The sequence below is a fragment of the Streptococcus cameli genome, from assembly GCF_053207365.1.
Window position 1 is genome coordinate 180,065 of sequence record NZ_JBRUIM010000003.1, and the last position, 18,124, is coordinate 198,188.

Sequence of the window (18,124 nt, forward strand, 5' to 3'; positions counted from 1 at the left end):
AGCAATTATGCCAGAATCTTTAGTACAAATATTAAAAACATTTAATGGAAATGATGAAACTTTGGTCAGTAGATTAATTGCTTTTTTGAAAGAAAATCATCGTTTATCAAAGAAATATATCACTGAAACTGCTTTAGATATGTTGTATCATCTTGATGTAAAAGAATATATTTTCGATACATCAGATCAAGATTATATATTGGTCATAGATTATTTAATACATAATGAACTGACTGATGAAGAATGTTTTAAAGAGGTTGCTATGCTCATCTGGGATATGATTACTTTTATGACAAATGAAGAATGCCCTAGTTGTAACCAAACCAATTTAAGACTATATACAGATCAAAAACAGCGGAATCTATATGAAGTTTGTATAGAATGTTTAGCCCGCAGAAAAAATGGAGAATGGGAATACTCAAGGAGAGAGATATATCCAGCTAAGAAAGAATTAGTAGACTTATATTTAAGAAATAAACAGGGAAATTAGTTCACATCAAAAAATAGAAAATTTTAAATACTATTTTTTAATCGGAAAGGTAGACGAAAATCCCCTTCTAAGAGTTATCCTATCTTCCCATCAGGGGCTCCAATAGAGCAACGCCTGCCGATCGTCCATAATCCACATGCTTCCAAAGCCATCTATGGGAAAATGACAACTGACTATTTCTACCAACATAAAGTAGTATGGCTGATGAAATTGGAAAATTGTATGGAGGTAGTGTTTCTCAAGCACGGACTGGAAAAGGGTATACAGTAACTATACCTTATAAAGGAAACCAAAAAATTACTGTACGTTTTATGGGAGAAGGGAGTGGTGGAAGAACTTCTCCGTATTATCGAGTTTCAATAGGGAATAAAGGTTCAGTCGATATAACAGGGGCGTTCTCGAGTGATAGAGGAAGCACTCATATTAATATTTCACCTAGCTCAGTAAATGAGATAAAACAGATTATCAATCAATATATAAAACCATAAGGAGGAAGTATGGTTCACAACTTAGAGGAAAATTTAAATCATTTATGGGGGTCTACTATTTTAGGATACAATATGGACTTATTCAGGAATACTCTAAACATGCAATTAAGATTACTTGATGGAGGAAATGAGAGTTTTCACACTCTAAACTTTAAAAATATTTCCACTGCTTATTTTTTAAATGATGTAGATGACTTTAAGTATGTTTTTACTGATATGGAGTATTTAGAATTGACTGCCATTGAACTATTGGATGAAGAGTCTCCACTTATATTCCAAGGCAATGCTCAAAACAATTCCAAAGTTAACGTGATTATGGAAATATGGAATCAGGTATTATTTTTGGAAACACGTATTGTAGAAATAGATGGAATTGAGTTTAAATTGTAATTAAACAGATTATATTTTCATAGAAGAAGTCATCTAGAAAAAATTTTCTAGATGGCTTCATATTTATATGATAAAATAAAATTATTTCAGGCATAGCTGATAATTTTAAATTTAATACATAATGAACTGACATAGGATTACTACCCTGCCACAGACGGTGGGCACCATCTGGTATGGCATCTTCGATGATATGTCGTGAATCTATAAAAAGCTCTTGAAGATTTCTTCAAGAGCTTTTTAACTATTGACATAAAATCCAAAATGGTAATCTATAGATTTTATACTGAAGCAGTGTTGTATATTGTAAAATCAGTTTCGTTTGCAGCTGTTTTTTATTTTTTAAAAAAGGTGGCATACTATAGTTAGTATGATTGATGCACTAGAGCGATTAGAAGGAGGGAACAGGAAGCTTTGATAAAAACATTTCATCATGCAACTATAAAATTGGTAAAAATAAAGTTAATAGTAAGCGGAAATGGTATATATCATACAAAAAATCGTAAAAATAACTTTGTGAAATAAACAGTAAATAAAAAATAGATCGTAAATTAAAGTAGAGTTTAGTTGATATTTTTAACAAAGTAAGAGATGAGAAAGAAAAAAGACTAGTTAGCCCTAGTAGCAATTTTAGAGGATAAGATATAATAATCTTGAGGGTCACCTCAGCGATATGGTCGGTGGTGATATCGGCCTCCTAGATGGGCGAATGGAAACAGGAGTCAAGAAGGGCATAGTTTTACTTTGTCGGGTGTCCGGACTGCCTTCTGCCTTGAGCAGTAAAATCCGGGAATTAGAAATTGAAAAGACCGTTTAAGGTCTTTTTGTTTTATTAGTTAGATTGCGCAATATATGATACAAGTTCCTAATAGTTTCAACTCCATAAAAAAAGCTTAATCGACAGTAATTCAATTTCTTAATTTTATAAGCTTCGAAAACTGATTTTTTTGGTACCGTCTTGATTTAAATATTTCTGTATAAGTTAATAAAATTAGAATTTTAAGTACTAAGAAAGCTAATTTAAAGCTTATTTATGTAAATGATAGAGTACTGAGGAGAAAACGAACCGATTTAGCTCCTAAAACTATTTACGTTAGTTAGTTAAAAAACGAAATCAACAAATAAATACAAATTCTCGTATTTATCTGTTGTATTGTTTGATAAATTAAGATAAAATAGATATATAAAAACGATGAAGGAGCAATAAAATGAAATTATTAAGAATAATATTTGAAAATATTCCCTTATTTGATGAAAAAATTGAAATTGATTTTTTCTCAGAAGCACGAGTTAGCACAGATGAGAAACATGAATTAATCCATTTATTTAAAAACTTCTATGCTAATAGAACTCTTACTTTTACGGGTTTAAATGCTTCTGGAAAAACTCAATTATTAAATGTATTAGTAGTTGCACTTAATATTATTCAGGCTAAATCTATAAACTATCGCCCTAGAATGATTTTTCGATCTTCTGGAGCCGATAATATTTTACATATAGAGACTGGCAAAAAAGTAAAATTCACAATATTCTTTTATGATGAAACTGATGGTGATCAAACAATTAATATGTTAGAGTCAATCATTTCTAGAAGTTTTGATGAAGATGAAGGTGAATTTAAATACTTTTTTGAAGATGAAACTTTTTCAACAAAAAAGGCAAAATCAGTACGCTCAAAAAAAGAAATATTTGATTTTACATCTATAAAAGAAGTGAACAAAATAACCAGAAATGATAATGCAAAAAAACATCTAGGGTTGAGTTCTGATGTAAGTATAATGAATATTTTCTTTAATTTAAACCAGATTGAAAAATTATATTATAAAGATACTTTAAGTTATACAAATTTTAATATTCTAAGTGGTTTTGGTAATATACCACATGAATTAATTACCTATTTAGATCCAAGTATAGAGAAAATAGAATTCATAAAAAATGAAGAAAATAAAACTGTTAAAGTTAGTCTTAAATTTGTAGATCAGAATAATCCAATTGAGCTAGATTCCATTTCTGAGCTACACAACATCCTTTCGTCGGGTACAGTTAAAGGGATTGGATTATTCATGGATGCATTTTTTACATTACGATCAGGTGGTGTAATAATAGTTGATGAATTAGAAAACCATTTTAATAGAGAAATTGTTTCTACTTTTATTAATCTTTTTTTGGATAGAAAAATGAATCCATATGGAGCTGTTCTGATTTATTCTACTCATTATTCGGAACTATTGGATATAATTCCGAGAAATGATTCGATCTATGTTGTAAGCAAAAAGAGACAAATAACTATTGAAAAATTTTCAAATATTATTAAGAGAAATGATATAAGTAAAAGTGATATATTTATTAAAGGAATGATTGATAATTCTACTCCAGATTATTCGTCGGAAAATTCATTAAGATATACTATTAAAGAAAGATTTTTAAAAAGTAGGTCTTAAATATGAAAAAAAATTATAGTGCAATAATTTGCGAAGGAGCTGCTGAGGAAGCAATTGTTGAAATATTATTGGAGAATAATTGTATTGTTATTGAAAATGATGAATATCTGATAGGTAATGGTCCAATAAGAATTCGAGGTGCAAAAAAATTTTGTGATACATACATGGGTAAAAATTATGGTTCTAAGATTGACTTGTTCAGGATAATAGATTCAAAAAATGAAAATTTTAATTTTGGAAGTACTAGATATAGAAAAATCTTTGAAGAAAAGATTGAAGTTATAAATGTAATCACACCTCCAGAAATAGAGTTACTAATAATTGTTAGTGAAAATAGATTTGAAAAATTTTCTAATTCACACCATTCAAAGCCTAGTGATTATTGTATGCAAGAATTAAAAATTAATAACGTGAAGTCATTTAAATTTGTAAAAGAATACTTTTCTGATGTTAATAAACTTCTAGATGCTATAAAAGAAGTACATAGGATTAAACAATCATCAATTCCAAAGCATTTCCGAACACTTTATGATTTATTAAAAGATGAATTTAAGCAATAGTTAATATTTCTTTATTTTATAAGCTCCGAAAACTGATTTTTTGATACCTTTTTGTTGATACCGTCTGGGTTTAAATATTTCTGTATAAGTTGATAAAATTAGAACTTTAAGCACTAAGAAAGCTAATTTAAAGCTTATTTATGTACATAATATAGTGCTGACGAAAAACCAGGTCTTAAGAAAGCTCGTAAAGCGAGTCAATTTAGTAAACGTTAATCTGCTGGTCAGATTATCGTCTATCTCAAACACTCCTCAGATTTGGGGAGTGTTTTTGTGTCTAAATTGACGGCACAATTGACGCAGCTGTTGCGGCTTTAGGCGCATACAGATGCGGCTGCAGAGCTTATCAGAGCCTGCCTCAAAACGTTAATTACCGCGATATATCAACGTTTCAAGACATTCAAGAGTTATCTCTTGGGTGTCTTTTTTTAGATTACGATTGGCAGTCTCTTCAACCGTATCAGTACCAAGAAGCTACCTTACAAGGCAAAGGATTTACCAACTGAAAAAACAGATAGTTATGAACTTCCATGTTTGACTTCTAGTTTTAGAAATCAAGGTCTTAACTACTATGTACCAAGAGCTGGGGCAACCATCTTGAAAAATGTCATTTCTATCCCATCAAATAGCGATGTTTATAGAGCCTACTTCCAATCACGAGAGTTTACTGTTTTGTCAGATGCTTATGCTATTCAATGGATTGACGAAGATAGGGAATTATCTAATTATCAGTATCTTTTTATAGTCAGAGCTATCAACAAAGTAACTGACCTACCGATATATTCTTATAAGATGAAGTTGGGCGGTTGGAATGTTGTTAAAGACAAGACGATTTTGTTGCCAGTAGTTAACGATGAAATTGCCTTTGATTTCATGAGTGATTATACTAGAGCTATTTCAAAATTAGTCATTAAGGATGTAGTTCAGTACACAGACAAACGGATTGAAGCGACTAAAACAGTTGTGGCAGGTCGTCAGAAAAATCATTAAAAAACAAATAGCGCCCCTGAAATCAAATTAGGAGTGCTGTTTTTATACCATGGGGAAATCAGCTTATCCAATACTGATAGTCAATTCTTGATTAAGAGCAAAGGCGATTTTACTCATAGTTTCGATACTTGTATTGTTACCACGCTCAATGCGTGCGATAGTAGATTGTGGGTCATGGGAAAGTTCAGCAAGTTCCCGTTGACTGAGTCCAGCTTTTTGGCGAGCATTGTAGACAGCGAGGGCGCTCTCTAGGATAGCTTTTTCAGCCAGAAAGTCAGCTTTGAAGTTATCGTTTTTCAACTCTTCTTGCAAAAAATGATCAAATTTAATGGTTGCCATTGTTGTTCTCCTCAAATTCTTTTTTCAATGTTTTAGCGTGTTTGATTTCAGCAGTAGGTGTCTTCTGTGTTTTCTTAGTAAATCCATGCGTGATGATAAAACGATCATCAACGACGTGAAAATAAAGGGCACGTTGAATATTGCTCGATACCTTAGAGCGGATTTCAAAGATGTCACTGTCTAGCTTCTTAAACCCATTCCATGCGTTGAGCGACCAGTAAACACTGTTCTTGAATTGTGCTGATAGTCGCTAGGAGCTTCTGCTTGTCTGTTGTTGGCAAGCTTTGTAAACATTCAAGAAATTCAGTCCGTCCATTTGGACGAGTGTAAAATTCAAATTGTGGGTGGTTCATTGTACCTTCATGACAGCATATATTGTTCATTTGTGCAATTCTCAATGGTGTGAACTTTTCGGTATAGATTAGCTCAATTCAGTAATTTTTAGAGTGGAATTCACATCATTAAGATGAAATTGGTTGAAACTTGATGAAACAATGAGTTTTGAAAACTTGTGAAAACGTTAATTCGAAAGAATTATTTCATTTACTTGGAACACTCGAAAGGGTGTTCTTGTTTATTGGTTGACTACATTGTGTCGCAATTGACATAGTCGTTGTGACCTTAGTCTCTTACGAATATGGTTGCAGAGGAAACGCAGTCTTCTTGTCTCAAAACGTTAAGATCAGCGATGTGTCAACGTTTCAAAGTACTTCATGGTTCACACCAAGGGGATGTTTTTTGATGATTTCATTGATTACAAGATTATTCCTTTACAGTTTGGAAATTAAACTTTAAAGGAATAGTCAGATGTTGCTTATTTTTTAGTTTGTAGGGAGTCATTGTTAGTATTTGGAATAGATTGTTTTGAATAATAGTTTTATTGTGAATAAATAGTTAACTAGAAAATAAAATATTTTTAAAAAATAGTTGCAAATCCAACAAAAAAGAGATACAATACCACTATCGACGGTATCGTCGATAGTGGTATTTCGTTTATTCGGTATTACCTGATAAAAAAAGACGGATCAAAGTCTGTTATGACATAGGGAGGAAGATGAGCTATGTGTGCTAGTAAAAGATTAAGTGCAGCAGAAAGAAAGCAAGAAATTATGGAATCTGCTGCAAAACGAATTATAGAAAAGGGTTTCTCCAATACAACAATGGAGGATATTATTGATGGAACGTCCATGTCAAAAGGGGGGGTCTATCATTATTATAAAAATACACTTGATATTTTCAAAGATATAATGTTAGCAGGTGTTTGTTATCGGAATTCTATCATTGTTGATCATCTTGGAGAGTACCAAAAAGGTGAAGAAATAGAATTTTTTGTCAAACAGATGGTTGACAAGGTATTGGATGATAATCCTTATATGCCTTTGTATGTTGAATTTTTAATAGAACAAAAACGAAATCCGGAATTAAATAGTATTTTAGAGGAATTAAAGCAGGTTTCATTAGATGATTTAAAAGAGCGTATGGATGGGGTGTCTTGTAGTATGATTGAACGCTCCTACGATTTGATTACAGATGTATTAAATGGATTAGTTTTTGCTGCTAATATTCTTGGGGCACGTGAAAACTTTTTTGCCAATCGTACTGTTTTGGAACAGTTGTTTATTTTATTGCTTCAACAAGACAAATACTAATCTGAAAAAGCAGAGACTGCATCAAATGACTAAAAATGATATTTAACGTCAAAGAAAGGAGAAAAGAAAAATGATAAGAAATTACATAGAAAAGATAGCCCTTTCCGTTTTATGTGCTATTCTTGGAGTTGGTTTAGGAGTGTTACCATATGTTTATATGTCTCGGATTGTGGCACAGATTATTGAAAAAAATGTCCAAATCGCTGATTATGCCTCCTATCTGTTAATCATAGCTTTCAGTTTAGTTGGAAGTTTATTGTTTCATGGTTTATCTACGATCTTGTCGCATGAAATGGCCTACCGTATCATTGAAGACAAGAGAAAATTAATTACTGATAAATTAAGCCGTATATCAATGGGAGAAATAGAAAAGAGGAGTAGTGGACAGTGGGCCCAATTCATGGTGGAAACACTTGATAAAATAGAAAAACCAATTGCACATGTGATTCCAGAAGTCATTGCGAATCTCTTTATTCCGATTGTATTGCTTATTATTATTTTTATACTAGATTGGAGAATTGGATTAGCCAATCTGTTGACAATTCCATTTGGATTGCTATTCTCAGTATTCATGATGAATGGCTATGAAGAAAAATCCAAAAGATATCAAGCGGCTTCTAGAGCGATGAATACTACCATGGTGGAATATGTTAATGGTATTAAGGTCATGAAGGCTTTTAACCAGACTGCATCATCGTTTGGAAAATTTAAGGAGACTGTAACTGAAAATTGTAAAGCGATGCTAGATTGGTATTTGAGTGTTTGTTTTTCAATGACCGCTACTATGGAAATTCTTCCTGCGACAATGGTATTTGTTTTACCGACATCTTTATACTTCTTTATGAAAGGTAGTCTAAGTGTTGAGATTTTAGTCATGTGTGTTTTACTATCCTATGCATCTTATAAACCGCTGATTAAAGCAATGAGTCATTTGGATACAATGGCTAATATTAAGGTGGTACTTGAAGATATCGAGAAAGTAATGCAGATTCCTGATTTGCAAAGAGGGGTAAAGAGACAAATTATTGACACTTACGATGTAACTTTTCACAATGTTGGATTTTCGTACGATGGCTCAACTGAAGTATTAAGTGGAATTTCTTTTAAAGCAAAGGAGCATACGTTAACGGCAATTGTAGGGCATTCAGGTAGTGGAAAATCTACGATTGCTAAGTTGCTTGCTGGCTTTTGGAATGTGAGTGATGGGGCGATTATGATAGGAGAGAAAAATATAAATGACATGCCCTTGAAGCAGAATATGGAACTTGTCACTTACGTATCCCAAGAAAATTTTCTTTTTAATAAATCGATTCTAGAAAATTTACGTTTGTCTAAGGAGAATGCTAGTTTGGAAGAGATTTATTCAGCTTGTCAAAAAGCCAGTTGTCATGATGTTATTCTGAGTCTTCCTAACGGATACGATACGATTGTAGGAGAAGGTGGTGCGAATCTTTCGGGTGGAGAAAAACAGCGTATTTCGATTGCTAGAAGCTTCTTAAAAAACAGTCCGATTGTATTGTTGGATGAGGCAACAGCTTATGCAGACCCAGATAATGAGGCTGTTATTCAAGAATCTATTCATCAGCTCATTCAACACAAAACAGTTATTATGATTGCCCATCGTCTTTCTACGATTGTTCATGCAGATCAGATTCTTGTTCTAGATAAGGGTGAACTAGTCGAGCGCGGTAATCATAAAGAGTTACTTGCATTAAATGGAAGATACAAAAAAATGTGGGATGTTTATACGGAATCTAAGGAAATTGAGGTGATAGGACATGAAAGAGTTAATCAAGACATTATTTGAGGTTGCGGGTTCTTATGCTGGTCAGATAAAGAAAATGCTCTTGTTTGATGTACTTAAAGCAGTTTTTGAGGGATTTTCTCTTAGCGCAGTCTTGTTTTGCCTCATGAAAGTGTGTCAGAGTATTTTTAATGGACATGAGATTGTTATGAGAGACATCTACCTTGTATTTTTGATTGCCCTCATGAGTACAGTTGGCAAAGTTTTCTTTGGTTATCTAGCGGATAAAAATAAATATATGGCTTCTTATTCTTTGGGAGCTGAAAATAGGTTGTATATTGGAGATCGTCTGAAGCACATCAATATGGGATATTTCGGCGAGGAATCGCTAGGAAAGCTTGCAGGAGGGCTGACCACGGTTATAGGGGAACTTGAGACAGTGGGAGTAATGATGATTGAACAGATTCTTGTTGGAGCAATTCAAACATTCATCATGGTGATTTTTGTTTTGCCTTATGATATAGTAACTGCCATTATTGTCCTAATAACATTGGGAAGTGGTATGCTAGTCAGTTTATTTACCCAGCGAAAGACGGATCAATTGACAGAAACATTGTTGGATTTAAAATTAGATTTGAATACAAAAACGCTGGAATATGTAAAAGGTATTGGGATTACCAAATCATTTTCTAAAGAAAAGGAGACTGCAAAAGAGTTGAATCACTGTATTTCAAAAATGCGAGATGGTTTTCTAGCGGTCGAAAAAGCATTAGTTCCAACACAGTTTTGTTTTTTATTGGTGTTTAAAATGGGAATTTGTGCGATTATAATTAGTTCGATTATGAGATATGTTTCAGGAGATATAGATGGGACGAAATCTATTTTATTAATTGTCAGTAGTTTTGTTGTGTTTTCTGGGTTTGAATTGGCAGGAAGTATGCAAAGTATTAGAGGAGTAGCTGTTCAGAATTTAAATCAAACCATGCAATTAAGAACATTACCAATGATGGAACAAGGGGACATCACACAAATAGAAGAAGAAAAAATTTCTCTAGTCAATGTTTCATTTTCTTATGATAAAATCAATGTCTTAGAAAATATCAATCTAGAAATTCCATCAGGAACAACAACGGCAGTGGTTGGATTTTCAGGAAGCGGAAAAACAACGTTGTGTCATTTAATAGCGCGTTTTTGGGATGTTAATACAGGAGAAATCAAAATAGGCAATCAGAACATTCAGGAATATCAATGTGATGCTTTGCTATCAAATTTTAGTTTTGTTTTTCAAGATGTCTATCTTTTTGACGATACTGTTCGTAATAATATAAAATTTGGAAAACCATCTGCTACTGATGAAGAGATGATAGAGATTGCTAAAAAAGCACAGTGCCACGATTTTATCATGGCATTACCAAACGGCTACGATACAGTATTGCTAGAGGGAGGTTCAAATATTTCTGGTGGAGAACGGCAACGTCTATCTATTGCAAGAGCTATGTTAAAACCAAGTAAATTTGTGATATTGGACGAAGCAACTTCTAGTGTTGATCCAGAAAACGAGAAAGAATTATTGTTAGCATTAAAGCAATTATTAAAAAATAAAACGACGATTGTCATTGCTCATAAGTTATCAACGATTAAAAATGCAGATTATATCATTGTTTTAAATGATGGCAAGATGGAACAAGTAGGGACCCACCAAGATCTGGTAGAAAAAACGGGAACATACAAAAACTTTTTTGAAAACAGAAAAAAATCTGAAGATTGGGGGATCGAATTGCTGCATTAGGTCAAAGCCTTTTTATACGAATGTTTAGAAATGTAAATTAGTTTTGGTATAAAAGTCATTGAGAGAAATACAAGAGCTAGCAAACCGCTATGGCCAGCGCGGATTTTTTCACCTGAAATATTTTGATTAGGAGTATTGAAGGAGAGGGGTTCATTCAAGGTTAGTGGCTGATTTTTCAAATTTTCTGCTATACTAGTGATAGAAAGACTGAGAAAAGGAGGCGCTTATGAAAGTTGTTGTTGCCATTGATTCTTTTAAGGGTTCGGCTTCTTCTTGCGAGCTCAATCAGGCGGCCAAGTTGGGAGTCTTAGAGGCTTATCCGAGTGCAATTGTGGACTGCTTTGCCATTGCAGACGGTGGAGAAGGTACTTTGGACGCCCTCAGTCAAGCCTTAGATGGTGAGTTTGTACAGGTTGAGACGGTTGATTTATTGGATCGTCCGATGGAAGCGACTTATTTTTTAGCGGATCAGACGGCCTACATTGAGGTGGCCCAGGTTCTTGGGATTGATCGGATTGAACCCTCTCCTGATACGGTAGAAAAGGCCAGCAGCGCTGGTTTAGCTCCAGTGATTCAGGATGCCCTTTCACGTTCTTGTCAGACCATCGTGGTCACCTTAGGGGGGACAGGGACATCAGATGGTGGGTTCGGTTTGCTAGAGAATTTGGATACAAGAGCCAAGCAAGAATTAGAAAAAGTGACATTGGTCGGCTTAACGGATGTTGAAAATCCATATGCTGGACCGAATGGTTATGCGGCGATTTTTGGGCCACAAAAGGGTGCGACCAGTCAGCAAGTGTCTCAGATGGATCAGAAAGCCCTAGCTTTTGTGAAAGAGATAAAGTGCGAAAAAGGCATTAACTTACAGGCCATTTCTGGTACTGGGGCAGCAGGCGGTCTGGGCGGGGCTTTAGTGATATTGGGTGGCCAATTGAAATCCGGTTTTTCCGTTATAGCCCAAGAGATTGGTCTTGAAAAAGCGATTCGTGAGGCGGATCTGGTCTTGACAGGCGAGGGCCGTATGGATGGGCAAAGTTTGAAAGGAAAGGTCCCAATCGGAGTAGCTCGTCTGGCCAAGAAGTACCAGATTCCGGTATTTGCGTTTTGTGGGAGTCTGGATACGATGAGTGAGGAGTTGGCCAATCATTTTCAAGCGCTCTTTTCCATACAGACAGGGCCTGCTTCCTTGAAAGAAGCCATGGAAACGGATCGGACACTGGCTAATCTTCGCTTTGTAGTTCGTCAATTCGTGCGCAGTCTTATTTGGAGACAGTAAAAAAGAGCCTTTGGCTCTTTTTGTTTAGAATAAGGGAGTAATCCATTGGTTCCAAATCCAGGAAAAGGGCATGACCAAGATCATGGTTGGAATCATGTCTGCAATAGGGAAATCCTTGAGTTTGGCCATGCGAAATCCAGTTGCCAACATAATGAAGCCACCGCAGGCCTTGAAATCAGCAATCATCTCTGGGCTGGTCAGAGGAAGAATAAAACGTGCCATATAAAAGAGGATTGTAAAAATAATAAATTGAGGAATGGCGACGAGGGAAACAATGGTTCCCAAGTTACAAGCAAAGAGCAAGGCGGTGAAGAAATCGAGGATGGATTTGGAGAGGAGAATGGAAGAATCCCCTGTCATACCGGCATCAAGACTGCCATAAATACCAGTCCCACTCGCACAAAAAAGAACAATGACGATTAGAAAACTAGATGAAAATTCTTGTTCTGAAAGGCTGTTTTTTTGTCTGGGAAAAAAATTGGAAAGAAGCTCCTGCATCATCAATCCCAGTTTGTTGATGTGTTGGCCCAAATGCAGGGCAAAACCGATCAGGCTTCCTACTATCAAGGCAAAGATGACTGCTGGCATAGCCTGCATGAACTGAATGGAAACAACCCCCATTCCCATGGAGCAAACAGCGAAAATGAGATTTAGTTGACTCTTCCATTCGTCAGTCACCTTGTTGCCTAGGAAAGCCCCTGCGATACCGCCCAAAAGAATAGAGATAGAATTGATAAGGACACCGATTGGCATAAGCGTTTCTCCTAATTGTTGTTCATTCTATTGTATCATGAAATAAAAAAAGTCCAAAATCCAAAAATACTTGACCAGTTAATTAAATAGTGGTACACTAGACACTAGATCAATAAAAAAAAGGAGATAACCATGGCAGAAAGATTAGATTTGTCCAGTGCTTACCGTAAGTTAAAAAGCCCTAACATTAAAACACGTAAACGGGCTTTGGCAGTTATTCACGCACACAAACGACAAAATAAGGCAAAATAAGAAGCTTCGGCTTTTTATTTTTTTTGAAATCATGTCCGAATTTTCTGAAAAAAACTCTTTTCATGCTTGAAAATGAATCAAAAATATGAGAAAATAAGAAAACTATTTTTGAGAGGGACAGCATGAGAGAAGATATTGTGATCAATGAACGGGCTGTGGCCTTAGAGACGGAATTGGTTCAGACCCTAGAATCCATCTACGACCCAGAAATTGAATTAGATGTTTACAACCTAGGGCTAATTTATGAAATTCATCTAGATGAGGCTGGTCTTTGCACGGTAATCATGACCTTTACAGACATGGGCTGTGGGTGTGCAGAAACCTTGCCCATTGATTTAGTGGACGCCCTGAAAAAAATTGAGGGGATTGAAGATGCCAAGGTTGAAGTGGTTTGGTCACCTGTCTGGAAAATGACCCGCATCAGCCGTATTGGCCGTATCACATTAGGCATTAGCCCGCGTTAATGGCTGGTCAATTTTACAGCATAAAAAGAGCTTGGACTTTTTGTCCAAGCTTTTTGCGTTATTTCTTTTTACCGCTTCGGTCCATGTTCCAGAAGTCTGTGACAGCTCCGGTTGAAGCAGAAGAAACTGTATGGGCATATTTACCCAGTACACCACGAGAGTAGAGTGGTGGAAGGGTGGTGCTGGCCTTGCGGCGCTCAATCTCTTCGTCTGAAACGTGCATGGTAATTTCTTTGGTATCTTGGTCAACGGTCACCATGTCTCCTGTATGGAGATAGGCGATTGGTCCACCGTCTTGAGCCTCAGGAGCAATGTGTCCGACAACTAAGCCGTAGGTCCCACCAGAGAAACGCCCATCTGTTAGAAGAGCTACCTTATCACCCTGTCCTTTTCCGACAATCATAGACGATAGGGAGAGCATTTCCGGCATACCAGGGCCACCTTTTGGTCCGACAAATCGAACGACAACCACATCACCATCCACAATTTCGTCTGTCAAGACAGCTTCGATAGCTTCTTCTTCTGAGTCAAAGACCTTAGCTGGTCCAGTGTGGTTGCGGACTTTCACGCCAGAAACTTTCGCAACAGCTCCATCCGGAGCCAAATTCCCTTTCAGGATAATCAATGGGCCGTCAGCTCGTTTTGGATTTTCCAGTGGCATGATGACTTGTTGGCCTGGTGTCAAATCGGCAAAATCAGCCAAGTTTTCAGCGATTGTTTTACCGGTACAAGTGATGCGGTCTCCGTGAAGGAAACCATTGGCCAAGAGGTATTTCATGACTGCAGGAACGCCACCAACTTCAAACAAGTCTTGGAATACATACTGTCCTGATGGTTTTAGGTCTGCCAAATGCGGAACTTTTTCTTGGAAATCATTGAAGTCTTCCAGGGTCAAGTCAACGTTGGCTGCATGGGCGATGGCCAAGAGGTGAAGGGTTGCATTGGTTGAACCACCAAGTGCCATGGTCACAGTAATGGCATCCTCAAAGGCTTCTCTTGTTAGGATATCAGATGGTTTGATGCCCATCTCCAACATACGGACAACGGCACGACCAGCTTCTTCGATGTCAGCCCGTTTTTCAGGCGATTCAGCAGGGTGAGAAGAAGATCCAGGCAAACTCATACCTAAGACTTCGATTGCAGTAGCCATGGTATTAGCTGTGTACATACCGCCACAACCACCAGGTCCGGGACAAGCGTTGCACTCGATTTCGCGGACTTCTTCTTCGGTTAAATCACCGTTGTTCCATTTACCGATTCCCTCAAAAACAGAAACCAGGTCGATGTTTTTACCGTTCAAATTTCCTGGAGCAATGGTACCACCATAGGCAAAGATGGCAGGAATGTCCATATTGGCAATAGCCATCATAGAGCCAGGCATGTTCTTGTCACAACCACCAATAGCCACAAAGGCATCCACATTGTGGCCACCCATTGCTGCTTCAATCGAATCAGCGATAATATCACGAGAGGTAAGAGAGAAACGCATACCTGGTGTTCCCATAGCGATACCATCAGCTACCGTAATAGTACCGTACTGAACTGGCCAAGCACCGGCGTCTTTTACCCCTTCTTTTACGATTTTTCCGAAATCATGAAGGTGCATATTACAAGGCGTATTTTCCGCCCAAGTTGAGATAACCCCAACAATTGGTTTTTCAAAGCTATCATCGGTCATCCCCGTTGCACGAAGCATAGCCCGGTTGGGAGATTTGACCATACTATCATAGATAGCAGAACGATGGCGTAGGTTTTTTAAATTCTCTTTATCTGACATATAGATTCTTCCTTTCTTTCGGAAACTTGTTTCATTATTATAGCATAAATTTCAGGATTTGGTGCTGAGATGATTAAATAATTAGTAATTTCTGAAGATTCTGCATAAAAATTCCCCCCAATCAAAGATTGAGGGAAACCTATTTAAGCTTTTTTGGGAACAGGATTGGTTTTTGAAAGAAACAAGCTCACACAAGTCAGTATCAAAAAGCATCCGCCTACATACCAGTATGGAGTGTCTAAAGTCGTCGAGCGTCCAGATAAATTCACAATACCCCTAAAGAGAAAGCCAGTAGTGATGATAGCAACTCCTGAATTCCATAGGTTAAATGTTGCTCGTGATAGATTAGGTAGGAGCAAAAGTCCGAGGTAGAGAAGACCTCCTCCAATAAGGGGGACGACAAAGAGATAATGCATAAAGAAGGATACTTCTCCGTAGCTTAGGGTTTCATAAATACGAGAAAAGAGAAATAAGAAGATGGTCATGCAGATATAAAAAGTCACTGTTTTGACCAGACGTGTTGCATTTTTTTTAGTAACCGATGTAGACAATATCGCTCACCGCCCTTTCTGAAATGTTTCGACCGTTTGTGGTCGGTTTATTGATAATTTGACCGTTGAAATAAAGGGTAGAAGATCCGCCACCATCTAAATTGTAAGCAGTTGTTGCACCGTAAGATTGGAGGACTTCTGCTAATTGATAAAGGGTTAGGCCTTCGCTTTCATCCGTTCGACCGTCTGATACTACGATAATATAATGAAGGGAACCGTCCTCTTCTTCAATGATTCCGATAGCTGAACGAGGATTGGATGACATGGCTTGTCCGACCTCCGTGTTAGTATCTACTACGATTTCTCCATTTTCTACTAAGGTTGGTCCAAAGGCCAAAAGATTCACAACACCGGCATCGACCAACTCTTGAGCAGAGACTTCATTTTCGTAAATGACTTCAAAACTTCCATCTGCATAGATGGCCAAATCCCCGTTTTCAGCATCATCACGGACCGTATCGCGGTAGAGGACACCGTTTTTAATCACGTATCCTGTTGAATTGGCCCCGTAGTAGTCGCCATTGACAGCTAAAATAGCATTGTTGGCAGCAGCAGTTTCCGATGTTTTGGCAGTAACGTTGGTGCCGTAGGTATTTTGAGCCAAGGCAGTTTTCAAGTATTCAGCAGAAGAAACCTGGATGTCTGCCACATAGACCGTTGTATTGTTAGTAGTAATCGTCTCAAGATTGACCTGGATATTTTCATCGCTATAAGAATTTTCACTGGTTGTTGCAGTGGATGCAGCAGTCAATTCCGCTTGGGTAACTTCGCTTGAGCTAGTAGTAGCTACAACAGTGGTAATGGCTTCAGATAAGACAAAGGTTTTTAACATCGAATAGGTAAAGCCACCTGTTAACAGCAGTCCAAAGGTACTGGCATAAAGATAGGGTTTATAAAGAAATTTCATGGGACAATGTTTTCCTTTCCTTGAAGATAAATTGTTTTTGGACAAACCAAGAAACAAAGAATAGGAGAATGCCGACTGCAATTTTAACCCAGTATAAGTTAAGGCCGAGCATTTTATGAAAGACATATAGAAGAGTGGTGTCACAGATAAAGAGTGCCACTACAAGGGCAAAATAAGCTGGACCGGTGATACTATTGCTGTCTTTGTTTTTAAAGACCAACAACTTATTTAGATTGTAATTGCAGACGGAACTGGTCACGCGCGACAGGCTATTGGCCAAGAAAAGACGGACGATAGTAGGTGCTCCAGCGAGTGTTAGGAGCGTGACCGCATAGACCAAGTAGTCGATTAAAAAACCACTAAAGGATGACAGGGCAAATTGAAACAAGTTTTTATAGATTAGTAGACTATCGCGTATGGGACGAAAATGAGAGCTTTCATTGTCATCAATATAAATCGTTTGAATGGGAATTTCGGTGATAGTGTAACGTTGGCTAGCGCTGGTCAACATATTCATCTCGTATTCATAGCGATTTCCAGAAATACCCAGCATGAAAGGAATCATGGATGATTGAAAGGCACGAAGACCAGTTTGCGTATCACTCACAGCAACTCCAGTCTGCAATTTGAAGAGGAGACGGGTCAGCTTATTGCCAACTTGGCTGCGAAGAGGAATGTCGTTTGAAAATTGACGGACACCAAGGATGAGCTGGTTAGGTAGGTGTTTGGCCGCCTGAGCGACCCGATCAATATCTGCTACGGCATGTTGCCCGTCTGCATCTGCAGTGACAATAACTGTATCTTGGTTTCGATCGTGAATATACTGAAAGGCTGTTCTTAGAGCTTGCCCTTTCCCAAGATTTCGTTTGTGATGGATAATGGTTCCGTATCTCTCTGCTTGCTCAAAGATAGCTTTTGCTTGGTGCGAGCTTCCGTCATTGATGATGAGCACATGGCAGTCTAGGTGTTTATAAACGTCCTCTAATAGGGCCAACAGTTTGTTGTCGGGCTCATAGGCAGGGATAACAAGATAATACATAGGGCTACCTCTTTCTTTTTGATGATACTAAGACTTTACAGGTCTTCCCTAAAAGAAAACTGAAAATTGCTAACAGCTTTTCTCAACTTTAGTTTTCTTTAAGAAATAAGAGAAGAATGATAAGTTGCAAATTTTCAGAATATTTAATTGACTTTGCGATTTAATAGTGATATTATAGTAGAAATCACTTGAAATGATTTGATGTTAAAGGCAAAGGAAAGGAGGAAG

At 37.0% G+C, this 18,124-nt stretch carries 18 protein-coding genes and 1 pseudogene; 12 read left to right on the plus strand and 7 right to left on the minus strand.

Features of this window, described 5'->3' with window-relative positions; translation table 11 throughout:
* The first annotated feature begins 7 nt into the window (after nt 1-7).
* The 6 genes from ACVR1I_RS07630 (at nt 8) to ACVR1I_RS07655 (ending at nt 5,356) form a co-directional block, all read left to right on the plus strand.
* Nucleotides 8-490 carry a hypothetical protein gene (locus ACVR1I_RS07630; protein ID WP_447443427.1) on the plus strand — a complete coding sequence of 161 codons (483 nt, stop codon included), beginning with the start codon at nt 8-10 and terminating at the stop codon, nt 488-490.
* 197 nt (nt 491-687) lie between these two features.
* The gene (locus tag ACVR1I_RS07635) at nt 688-978 is read left to right on the plus strand and encodes a hypothetical protein (RefSeq protein WP_447443428.1); all 291 of its coding nucleotides are present in this window, start codon (nt 688-690) and stop codon (nt 976-978) included.
* A gap of 9 nt (nt 979-987) precedes the next feature.
* Complete coding sequence (locus ACVR1I_RS07640; RefSeq protein WP_447443429.1) at nt 988-1,368, plus strand: YxiG family protein; 381 nt, start codon at nt 988-990, stop codon at nt 1,366-1,368.
* A 1,205-nt stretch (nt 1,369-2,573) separates the two neighbouring features.
* On the plus strand, nt 2,574-3,806 hold the full coding sequence (locus ACVR1I_RS07645; RefSeq protein ID WP_447443430.1) for an AAA family ATPase: 1,233 nt from the start codon (nt 2,574-2,576) through the stop codon (nt 3,804-3,806).
* A gap of 2 nt (nt 3,807-3,808) precedes the next feature.
* Entirely contained in the window at nt 3,809-4,366 is a 558-nt protein-coding gene (locus tag ACVR1I_RS07650; RefSeq protein ID WP_447443431.1) for a hypothetical protein, read from the plus strand.
* Nucleotides 4,367-4,900: 534 nt separating this feature from the next.
* Nucleotides 4,901-5,356 (plus strand): hypothetical protein, encoded by a 456-nt coding sequence (locus tag ACVR1I_RS07655; RefSeq protein ID WP_447443432.1) that lies wholly within the window; start codon nt 4,901-4,903, stop codon nt 5,354-5,356.
* Nucleotides 5,357-5,419: 63 nt separating this feature from the next.
* On the opposite strand, the gene relB is transcribed toward ACVR1I_RS07655, so the two are convergent.
* Both relB and ACVR1I_RS07665 read right to left on the minus strand, forming a co-directional pair.
* Nucleotides 5,420-5,695, minus strand: a complete 276-nt coding sequence (gene relB / locus ACVR1I_RS07660; RefSeq protein ID WP_447443433.1) for a type II toxin-antitoxin system RelB family anti-toxin — start codon at nt 5,693-5,695, stop codon at nt 5,420-5,422.
* Nucleotides 5,682-6,048 (minus strand): annotated as a pseudogene (locus tag ACVR1I_RS07665) (type II toxin-antitoxin system RelE/ParE family toxin). The gene relB and the pseudogene ACVR1I_RS07665 overlap by 14 nt, the downstream one beginning before the upstream one ends.
* Nucleotides 6,049-6,756: 708 nt before the next feature.
* On the opposite strand from ACVR1I_RS07665, the gene ACVR1I_RS07670 reads away from it, so the two are divergent.
* The 4 genes from ACVR1I_RS07670 (at nt 6,757) to ACVR1I_RS07685 (ending at nt 12,153) form a co-directional block, all read left to right on the plus strand.
* A complete protein-coding gene (locus tag ACVR1I_RS07670; protein WP_447443434.1) occupies nt 6,757-7,344 on the plus strand; it encodes a TetR/AcrR family transcriptional regulator in 588 nt (195 codons plus the stop codon).
* A gap of 70 nt (nt 7,345-7,414) precedes the next feature.
* Nucleotides 7,415-9,151 (plus strand): ABC transporter ATP-binding protein, encoded by a 1,737-nt coding sequence (locus ACVR1I_RS07675; protein ID WP_447443435.1) that lies wholly within the window; start codon nt 7,415-7,417, stop codon nt 9,149-9,151.
* A complete protein-coding gene (locus ACVR1I_RS07680) occupies nt 9,123-10,877 on the plus strand; it encodes an ABC transporter ATP-binding protein (RefSeq protein ID WP_447443436.1) in 1,755 nt (584 codons plus the stop codon). Before ACVR1I_RS07675 ends, ACVR1I_RS07680 begins: the two co-directional genes overlap by 29 nt.
* 226 nt (nt 10,878-11,103) lie before the next feature.
* Complete coding sequence (locus ACVR1I_RS07685; RefSeq protein ID WP_447443437.1) at nt 11,104-12,153, plus strand: glycerate kinase family protein; 1,050 nt, start codon at nt 11,104-11,106, stop codon at nt 12,151-12,153.
* 24 nt (nt 12,154-12,177) lie between these two features.
* Here ACVR1I_RS07685 and ACVR1I_RS07690 read toward each other — a convergent pair whose 3' ends face one another.
* Nucleotides 12,178-12,906 (minus strand): DUF554 domain-containing protein, encoded by a 729-nt coding sequence (locus ACVR1I_RS07690; protein WP_447443438.1) that lies wholly within the window; start codon nt 12,904-12,906, stop codon nt 12,178-12,180.
* Nucleotides 12,907-13,038: 132 nt separating this feature from the next.
* Here ACVR1I_RS07690 and ACVR1I_RS07695 point away from each other — a divergent pair, with 132 nt between their 5' ends.
* Nucleotides 13,039-13,158: a putative metal homeostasis protein gene (locus ACVR1I_RS07695; protein WP_447443439.1), complete on the plus strand. Its 120-nt coding sequence runs from the start codon at nt 13,039-13,041 to the stop codon at nt 13,156-13,158.
* A 122-nt stretch (nt 13,159-13,280) separates the two neighbouring features.
* Complete coding sequence (locus tag ACVR1I_RS07700) at nt 13,281-13,622, plus strand: metal-sulfur cluster assembly factor (RefSeq protein WP_447443440.1); 342 nt, start codon at nt 13,281-13,283, stop codon at nt 13,620-13,622.
* Between the two features lie 58 nt (nt 13,623-13,680).
* Here the strand turns inward: ACVR1I_RS07700 and ilvD are convergent, their stop codons facing one another.
* From ilvD to ACVR1I_RS07720, 4 genes are all read right to left on the minus strand, one after another.
* Nucleotides 13,681-15,399, minus strand: coding sequence for a dihydroxy-acid dehydratase (gene ilvD, locus ACVR1I_RS07705; protein WP_447443441.1), 1,719 nt, complete (start codon nt 15,397-15,399; stop codon nt 13,681-13,683).
* 143 nt (nt 15,400-15,542) lie between these two features.
* The gene (locus ACVR1I_RS07710; protein ID WP_447443442.1) at nt 15,543-15,950 is read right to left on the minus strand and encodes a hypothetical protein; all 408 of its coding nucleotides are present in this window, start codon (nt 15,948-15,950) and stop codon (nt 15,543-15,545) included.
* Nucleotides 15,931-16,857: a phosphodiester glycosidase family protein gene (locus tag ACVR1I_RS07715; protein WP_447443443.1), complete on the minus strand. Its 927-nt coding sequence runs from the start codon at nt 16,855-16,857 to the stop codon at nt 15,931-15,933. Before ACVR1I_RS07715 ends, ACVR1I_RS07710 begins: the two co-directional genes overlap by 20 nt.
* On the minus strand, nt 16,841-17,896 hold the full coding sequence (locus ACVR1I_RS07720; protein ID WP_447443444.1) for a glycosyltransferase: 1,056 nt from the start codon (nt 17,894-17,896) through the stop codon (nt 16,841-16,843). The genes ACVR1I_RS07715 and ACVR1I_RS07720 overlap by 17 nt, the downstream gene beginning before the upstream one ends.
* Between the last annotated feature and the right edge of the window lie 228 nt (nt 17,897-18,124).